This is a genomic window from Marinagarivorans sp., from assembly GCF_982758155.1.
In genome coordinates this window covers 1-8666 of sequence record NZ_CEXWTU010000210.1, presented here as the reverse complement: position 1 = coordinate 8666, position 8666 = coordinate 1, and the positions used below count along the sequence as shown (strand labels likewise).

Annotated in this window: 10 protein-coding genes; all 10 read left to right on the top strand. The window is 49.2% G+C overall.

Annotated features, from left to right (window positions below; all coding sequences use genetic code 11):
* On the top strand, window positions 1-664 hold a 664-nt coding region (locus AC3A8L_RS17320), incomplete at its 5' end, for an LPS-assembly protein LptD (RefSeq protein ID WP_487963530.1).
* A gap of 16 nt (window positions 665-680) precedes the next feature.
* The gene (locus AC3A8L_RS17315) at window positions 681-1973 is read left to right on the top strand and encodes a peptidylprolyl isomerase (RefSeq protein WP_487963529.1); all 1293 of its coding nucleotides are present in this window, start codon (window positions 681-683) and stop codon (window positions 1971-1973) included.
* Window positions 1973-2959, top strand: a complete 987-nt coding sequence (gene pdxA / locus AC3A8L_RS17310; RefSeq protein ID WP_487963528.1) for a 4-hydroxythreonine-4-phosphate dehydrogenase PdxA — start codon at window positions 1973-1975, stop codon at window positions 2957-2959. Before AC3A8L_RS17315 ends, pdxA begins: the two co-directional genes overlap by 1 nt.
* Window positions 2956-3771 (top strand): 16S rRNA (adenine(1518)-N(6)/adenine(1519)-N(6))-dimethyltransferase RsmA, encoded by an 816-nt coding sequence (gene rsmA, locus AC3A8L_RS17305; protein WP_487963527.1) that lies wholly within the window; start codon window positions 2956-2958, stop codon window positions 3769-3771. The genes pdxA and rsmA overlap by 4 nt, the downstream gene beginning before the upstream one ends.
* A 79-nt stretch (window positions 3772-3850) precedes the next feature.
* Window positions 3851-4252, top strand: coding sequence for a Co2+/Mg2+ efflux protein ApaG (gene apaG, locus AC3A8L_RS17300; protein ID WP_487963526.1), 402 nt, complete (start codon window positions 3851-3853; stop codon window positions 4250-4252).
* Window positions 4253-4316: 64 nt separating this feature from the next.
* Window positions 4317-5117, top strand: coding sequence for a symmetrical bis(5'-nucleosyl)-tetraphosphatase (locus AC3A8L_RS17295; RefSeq protein WP_487963525.1), 801 nt, complete (start codon window positions 4317-4319; stop codon window positions 5115-5117).
* Between the two features lie 163 nt (window positions 5118-5280).
* Window positions 5281-5526, top strand: coding sequence for a hypothetical protein (locus AC3A8L_RS17290; protein WP_487963524.1), 246 nt, complete (start codon window positions 5281-5283; stop codon window positions 5524-5526).
* 125 nt (window positions 5527-5651) lie between these two features.
* Window positions 5652-6338 (top strand): response regulator, encoded by a 687-nt coding sequence (locus AC3A8L_RS17285; protein WP_487963523.1) that lies wholly within the window; start codon window positions 5652-5654, stop codon window positions 6336-6338.
* A gap of 176 nt (window positions 6339-6514) precedes the next feature.
* Entirely contained in the window at window positions 6515-7675 is a 1161-nt protein-coding gene (locus AC3A8L_RS17280; protein WP_487963522.1) for an acetylornithine transaminase, read from the top strand.
* Between the two features lie 10 nt (window positions 7676-7685).
* Complete coding sequence (argF, locus tag AC3A8L_RS17275; protein ID WP_487963521.1) at window positions 7686-8597, top strand: ornithine carbamoyltransferase; 912 nt, start codon at window positions 7686-7688, stop codon at window positions 8595-8597.
* The last annotated feature ends 69 nt before the right edge of the window (window positions 8598-8666 follow it).

Here is an 8666-nt window from a genome sequence, read left to right as displayed (position 1 = left end):
CTTAGACGATGCCAACCAACTGACACTTGGCCTAACCCACCGTTATTTTCGCAGTAATGGCGACCCACTCTGGGATGTAAGCCTAGGCCAGTTATTTTATTTTGACGAACGCCGCGTGGGTCTAAACGAAGAATCCGACACCTCACAGGAATCGGATATTGCAGGTCAATTTAGCGCATCGCTCAGTAAAAAAATTCGCTCGCTCGGTAGCGTACAATACAACCCGAAAACAAAAAAAATGATGCGCGCCAGCTATGGCTTGCACTATACCGACGACAACTGGCTGTTCAACCTGGGCTACCGTTATGCCCGCGAGCAGCCACTAGCCACGGGAGAGCTCAGCCAAAAGATCGACCAACTGGACCTCTCTTTCTTTTTACCTGCGGGTAATCAATGGCGTTTGTTGGGCCGAACATTTTATGACATCGACGAACAACGGGAACTTGAGACCTTTATCGGCTTCGAATACGACTCCTGTTGCTACCGAATACGCGCTGTTGCACGTCGCTGGCTAGATGCACAACTCGCATTAACCGCTGAATACGACCGCCCTTATGACCAAGGCCTGTTCTTTGAAATTGAGTTACTGGGTCTTGGGAGTTCTGGCAAGCGTATCGAAAACCTCTTAAAAGACAGTATTTTTGGCTACGACCAAGACCGCTAACCCCTTTGGATTGATTATGAAAAAACACGTCAAAACCCTGCTCTGCGCTCTTGCACTTACAGCCTCAAGCGCACACGCCGAACCCAAGCTTATCGATAGCATTGCCGCTATTGTCGACAACCAAATTATTCTGGAGTCCACACTCGCTGATCGCCTTGCCGTGATTACCGCCCGGGCACAAGGATCAAAAATGGCCCTGCCCGACATGGTCACACTCCAAGAGCAGGTGCTAGAGCACCTGATTGTTGAACAACTGCAAGTGCAAATGGCTCACCGCTATGGCGTGACCTTGGACGATGCCGAGACCAATAACGTCATCAATAATATGATGAGCGAAAACGGTTTAAGCGAAGCGCAGTTTAATGCGCAGCTCGCAATGGAAGGTTTGACCATTAAAACGCTACGTGAACGCATAGAACGCGATATGCTAATTCAAAACATTCAGCGCGGTTTAGTTTCTCAGCGTATTACCGTATCCGATTTGGAAATTGATAATTTTTTGAAATCGGCCGAAGCACAATTTTGGTTATCGCCAGAGTATCATTTAGGCCACATCCTAATTGCATTGCCGCAATCAGCTAGTGAGGCCGATATATTGGCCTCCAAAGAAAAAGCCGAAACCCTGTATCAAAAAGCTAGCAAAGGTGCCGTCTTTGCCGAGCTAGCTATTGCTAACTCTAAAGGCCCCAATGCGCTCAAAGGCGGCGATCTCGGATTCCGTAAAACAAGCGACCTCCCTAGCCTATTCGCACAAATAGCCCCAGAACTTGAAGCTGGTGGCGTCTCTAAACCTGCGCGCAGCGCCGCAGGCTTCCACATTATCAAACTGTATGAAATACGCGGCGAAGAGTCACAGGTGATTAAACAATCACTGGCACGCCACATACTTATCAAGCCGTCCGCCATCTTGACCGACGAACAAGCCGAAAAGAAACTCACCAAAATTCGTCAGGAAATTCTTGATGGTACTGATTTTGCAAAACTCGCCAAAGAACATTCAGAAGACATCGGCTCCATGTTAGCCGGCGGTGATTTAGGCTGGTCCAGCCCAGGGCAATTTGTTCCCGCCTTTGAAAAAGCCATGGCCGAAAACGCCGTCGGCGAAATCTCTGCTCCTTTTCGCAGCCGTTTTGGCTGGCACATTCTGCAAGTACAAGAGCAGCGTGATGAAGATATGACCGAAGCTGTCGTACGCAATAAAGCGCGTAATATTCTCACCAACCGCCGCTTTGAGGATGAGCTTCAAGTCTGGCTACGCGAATTGCGCGATGAAGCATTCGTAGAATTTAAAACCGAGGCGCAAGGTTAGTGATAGCTGTAACCCCCGGTGAACCCGCTGGCATTGGACCCGAACTTGTCTGTCGCTTTGCCAGCGAAAACAATACTGCGTTGGTGGCCGTGGCCAATCACGCACTACTAGAAAATACCTGCCAAGCACTTGGGATCGATCTCGTTATTGCCCCCTACGATTCAACCTCGTGCTCGGCACCAAAGACCTTACACGTTATTGATGTTCCGCTTTCAGTCCCCGCTACTCCGGGGCTACTCAATACCGATAACGCGCAATACGTATTGCGCACGCTCGAAATCGCCACTGATTATTGCCTAAATGGCACCTTTGAGGCATTGGTGACAGGGCCCGTACAAAAAAGTGTTATTAACGATGCCGGCATTCCTTTTAGCGGACATACCGAATTTTTGTGCGCGCGCAGCCAACGCGAACACGTTGTAATGATGCTAGCCACCGAAGGCTTGCGCGTTGCCTTGGCAACTACACACCTGCCCTTAAAAGATGTGCCGGCGGCTATCACCCAAGAATTACTCGAATCGATCATCACTATTTTACATCACGACCTAGTCACCCAGTTTGGTATTGTACAGCCACACATTCTCGTTTGCGGCTTGAACCCGCACGCCGGTGAAGGCGGTCATATGGGGCGTGAAGAAATTGACGTCATCGAACCATTACTCGAAAAATTACGCAGGCAGCATCAGTGGCGCTTAACCGGTCCCTTGCCTGCCGATACATTATTTACTCCCAAACACCTTGAAGGTGCCGATGCCGTATTGGCGATGTTTCATGATCAAGGACTCCCGGTATTAAAATACAAAGGCTTCGGCAACGCAGTCAACATCACACTAGGCCTACCCTTTATTCGCACATCAGTCGATCACGGCACCGCACTCGATCTTGCCGGCAAAGGCACGGCCGACTTAGGCAGCCTTCGCACCGCCATTCGCTACGCAGAAACAATGATAAAAGCCACTCACACACAGCAGGCCCTCAGCACATGAGTCGAGCAGAACAGCAACACCGCGCTCGCAAGCGCTTTGGACAAAACTTTTTACACGATGAAAGTATCATCAATCACATCGTGCGCTCTATCCGCCCTGCCGCTACCGACAACATGGTAGAGATTGGCCCTGGTAAAGGCGCCATAACACGGTTAATTTTAGACACCTGTGAACAACTCAATGTGGTGGAGCTAGATCGAGATTTAGTCCCCATCCTGCAAGAAAAATTTGGCCACATTCCCACCTTTAACATCAACCAAGCCGACGCCCTAAAATTTGATTTCGCTCAGCTTGGGAACGCCGAGAGGCCACTGCGTATTGTCGGTAATTTACCCTACAATATCTCGACCCCGCTTATTTTTCACCTATTGAGCTACAGCCATATGGTGAGGGATATGCATTTTATGCTGCAAAAAGAAGTGGTTATGCGTATGGCCGCTAAGGCTGGCGAGAACAACTACGGCCGCCTCAGTATCATGACGCAATACAGTTGTGATGTTGAGTACCTGTTCGATGTAGGTCCAGAATGCTTTGACCCACAACCCAAAGTAGACTCCGCTATTGTCCGATTAACACCACAAGCACAACCGCGCCACCCCGTTGAGGACCATAAAACACTGGATATCGTAGTACGAACGGCCTTTAGTCAGCGCCGCAAAACCTTGCGCAACACACTCAAAACGCTACTCAATAGCGATGAACTAGAAGCGCTGAATATTGATCCGTCACTCCGGCCCGAGACGTTACCACTCGAAACCTACGTGACACTGGCTAACTATTTGTTTAATAAGCCTGACGAACAGCACTCATAATTGAGTGCCTTTACACTTAAAATGTACACCTTAGTGGCTATAACACAGTCATATGTTCCCCCCATCGAGCCGAGTTACCATGACTGACCTTGTAGACGACAAAATACAGCTGAGCGACACCATTAATGTGCAGGTCAAAACGCGCTACTTAAGTGAACAGTCACGACCCGATCAATCCCGCTACGTATACGCCTACACGATTACCATTGCGAATAAAGGCTCTGCGCCCGCACAATTGATTAGTCGCCACTGGTTGATCTCTGACGAAAAAGACCAAACAAAAGAAATCAAAGGCCCTGGCGTTATTGGCGAGCAACCGGTAATACAACCCGGGAAAAGCCACACCTATTCAAGCGGTGTCGTCATGGAGACCGCCGTGGGCACAATGGCAGGCAGCTACCAAATGCAGACACTCGATGGCGAAAACTTTAACGCCGCTATCCCAACCTTTACGCTGATTCAACCCAGCAAGCTGCACTAAATTCATCAAGTACACCAAATACACTAAGTACACTAAGTACACCGATAATAATAAGACTGACACTATGACCGACTGGGCAATAGGTGATATTCAAGGCTGTGCTAAGCCATTTTTTCGCCTTCTCAAACGTATCGACTTCAATCCCAAGTTCGACACCCTGTGGGTCGCCGGCGATATGGTGAACCGAGGTCCCGACAACCTCAGCGTATTGCGTTTTATTAAGAATCTTGGCAATAAAGCTCGCGTGGTACTGGGCAATCATGATCTGCATCTACTTGCCGCTTCAGAAGGCGCCCGAAAGCTATCCTCAAAAGACACCCTACAGGATGTACTCGCCGCCCAAGATTGCGCCGAGTTACTTTTATGGCTTCGACAACAACCTTTAGTACAGAACAGTAACCACTTCATAATGAGCCATGCCGGCATTCCGCACATTTGGTCTACAGAGCAAGCACTCGCGCTAGCCGATGAAGTCTCCACCTGCCTAAAGGACGACGCACGTTATCGCAGTTTTTTACATGAAATGTATGGCAACGAACCAAGCGCGTGGCGCAACTCTTTAAGCGGCAACGACCGACTTAGGGTTATCACTAATTACTTTACACGCATGCGCTTTATCGGCGCGGATGGTGAGCTCAACCTAACCGCAAAGGAATCAGCCAGTTCAGCCCCGCAAGGGTTTATCCCCTGGTTTAACCACTGCGCCACACGGGATCAAGGCATCCTATTTGGTCATTGGGCAGCCCTAGATGGCATGACAAAACATCACGGTATTCACGCACTGGATACCGGCTGTGTATGGGGGCGTAAGCTCACAGCCATGAACCTAATGAGCCGAGGCCGTATAAGTGAACCCGCAGGTTAAAGGCAAAGTTATTTTCACTGTTATTTGACACTCCGTCGCAACCCGTAGCCAAGAGGCGCCCAGCCTAACCATTTGGCAGCCTTTCCCTCCAACTGGCCGAATTCTTCGTCAAAGCACTGGCTTTTTTTATTCAACGCGCTAAAGTTGAAAGCGATAAGCCGTAATGATGAGAGAACTCCTTATGCATCACCCGATATTTTTTATAGATCGCCGCAAGGGCTCTGATCGCCGAGAAGACGCCGACCCTTGCCGAAACATGGACATCGACCTATTTCACCGCAAGCGTCGTAAAAGTACTGACCGTCGTGACGTTAGCCGCTCACTCAGCGATGACTATTATGCCTATATGCAAAAGGCCTTATCCTCTTCAAAACCTGAAGCCTCGGATAACCCTAAGCATTTTGAATAATCTCCGTTTAAGGGAATAGTATCCAACCGCACCTTAGCTGCTGAACCACTTTTGGCTCAGCAGCCAGCAAACTTCTTTTCTGTGAACTAAAGTTAACTCTAATGTAATACCATTCAGAGATGACTATGTTTGATGCAATAGAACAAAAATTTCTCGTTGATACTGTCAGCAAGCGCTGCGCTTGGCTATCTAAAACCATTAACGACGGTAAGCTTGACGATAAAGCCCTGAGTGAACACAAAAACATGTTGCGTATACTCAGTAGCGCTATCAAAAAAATTGAGAAAATCACCCCCATCAAAACGATCACACCACAAGCCCCTCCTAGCTCCCCCAAGAAACGTAAAAAACGAGCCATTCCACTCCCCGAAGCACACGTTCTGATCGCTGAAGACGATCCCGATTCAGCCATGCTTTTAGAGGGTATTATCGAAGATATGGGCATAAAACACATTGAACGTGCAAAAGATGGCCGGGAAGCCGTGAATATGCTGAAAAATGCATCACCAGTCTTCGATATCGTATTGTGCGATTGGGATATGCCCGAGCTAACAGGGCTTGAAGTTAAACAGCAAGTACGCAACCTAGCGCGCCTGCAAGACACCCACTTCATAATGGTTACCGCTGTCTCGGAGGCTGCCCGTATCAAAAAAGCTATTGTCGAAGGCATTACCGACTATGTCATCAAGCCAATTGATGCCAGCATTCTAGAGAAAAAGGTTCTCGCCGCCCTCGCCGGTGACGAGCCATCGGCCAGCCCAAAACCCGGCCCAGCTAAAGATGCTAAGCCTGCAGAAAGCGAAGGCCCGTAAGCCGTCAATAGCGTTAACTCATCTAACAAATGGGTAAAATTTACAAAACTGTAAATACCCCCTAGAATACACGCCCTAAAGGCAGCCTTGGCTGCCTTTTTGTTTTGGCGGGCAATACCCCCAAAGGCCCGATAAAGAAGTGCTTCCACCTCAAGCCCTATGCATGGAAACCGGAAATGAGCTTAATGAATACCTACGGCGACAGAACAACCAAATTAGTTAAGGGCGAAGGCCCCTATGTCTGGGATGTTGATGGCACGCGCTACTTGGATGGTTTGTCGGGTATTGCCGTTTGCGGTCTTGGGCATTGCCATCCTGCGGTTACTGCAGCCGTCACCCAACAAGTCCAAACACTTGTTCACGTCTCTAACCTCTACTTAGTTGACCCACAAATTGAACTCGCCAAGCGACTTGTTGAAATCTCAGGAATGGATTGCGTATTCTTCTCAAACTCCGGTGCAGAAGCCAATGAAGCGGCGATAAAAATCGCGCGTAAATACGGTAACGATAAAGGCATCACGGCCCCCCATATTATTACTGCCGAAAGCAGCTTTCATGGCCGCACTATGGCAACACTCACGGCCACAGGAAACGACAAAGTAAAAGCCGGATTTACCCCATTGGTAGAAGGCTTTAGCCACGTTCCCTTTAACAATATCGCCGCCATAGAAGCCGCCGCAACCGCCAATACAGTGGCCGTTATGATCGAGCCTATCCAAGGTGAAGGCGGCGTTCACGTCCCAGATTCTGATTACCTGAACAATCTGCGCACATTATGCGACAACAAGGGGTGGTTACTGATATTGGATGAAATCCAAACCGGGAACGGCCGAACCGGTAGTTTCTTTGCGTATCAACAAGCAGGCATTAAGCCCGACGTTGTTACCACAGCCAAAGGCTTAGCTAATGGCCTACCTTTAGGAGCCTGCTTAGCAAAAGGGCCCGCAGCCACAGTATTGCAACCCGGTAACCACGGCTCCACATTTGGCGGTAATCCGATTGCTTGCGCCGCTGGCCTCGCTACAGTGAATACGATTATTGAAGACAACCTGTGTAATCGCGCAGCAGAGTTGGGCGACTACTTTCTGGCTCAATTCAAACAAGCCCTTAACCAGAATGTGCACGTTAAAGATATTCGCGGTAAAGGCCTAATGCTAGGCATTGAACTCGATCAACCTTGCGCCGAGCTCGTCGCAAGCGCTAACAAGCGACAACTACTCATGAACGTTACAGCGGGCAATACGATTAGATTGCTTCCGCCCCTCACCCTTACCGAGACTCAAGCAGATGACATTATTGCCATCGTTGTAGACCTCATTAACGAATTCTATGCATAGGACTTTAGGCATGAGTATTCGCCATTTTTTATCTTTAACAGACATTACCAGCGCCGAGCTAGACACCATTATTACGGCTGCTATTAACCTGAAAAAAGCGCGCCGAAGCGGCGAGCTGAATAAGCAGCTGGAACAACAAGTCCTTGGGATGATATTTGAAAAGTCATCGACTCGCACCCGCGTATCCTTCGAATCAGGCATGACGCAGCTCGGCGGCTCGGCGTTGTTTTTATCCTCTCGCGACACCCAGCTAGGCCGCGGCGAGCCCATCGAAGACTCAGCTCGAGTATTGTCGCGCATGGTCGACATCATCATGATTCGCACTTTTGGTCATGATATTGTCGAACGCTTTGCCGCTCACTCACAAGTGCCCGTGATCAACGCGCTCACCGACATGTACCACCCCTGCCAGCTCCTCGCAGACATACAGGCCTATGTTGAACACAGAGGCTCACCAAAGGGTAAAAAAGTCGCCTGGGTCGGTGATGGTAATAATATGTGCCACTCGTACATCAATGCTGCAGCACTGTGTGGGTTTAAGCTTCACATCGCTTGCCCAGAAGGTTTTGAGCCCAACGCTGAACTCGTTGCGCAACATGCGGATATCGTCACAGTGACACACGACCCTGTTGAAGCCGTAACCACCGCAGATTGGGTAGTCACAGACGTTTGGGCCAGCATGGGCCAAGAAGAAGAACAGCAAGAGCGCGAAGAAAAGTTTGCAGCCTTCCAGGTGAACCACTCGCTCATGGCACACGCCAATAAGGATGCCGTTTTCATGCATTGCCTCCCCGCTCATCGCGGCGAAGAAGTCAGCGCCGAGCTGATCGAAGATAATGCCATATCCATTGTTTGGGATGAGGCCGAGAATCGCCTACATGCACAAAAAGCATTAATGCTCTTTTTACTGGGCAAGCTTTAAACCTAAAAAAGTTGTAACTATTCAGGTGGGTTAGAAATAATGCCCACCCAAAAGGCGAATTGATTATTT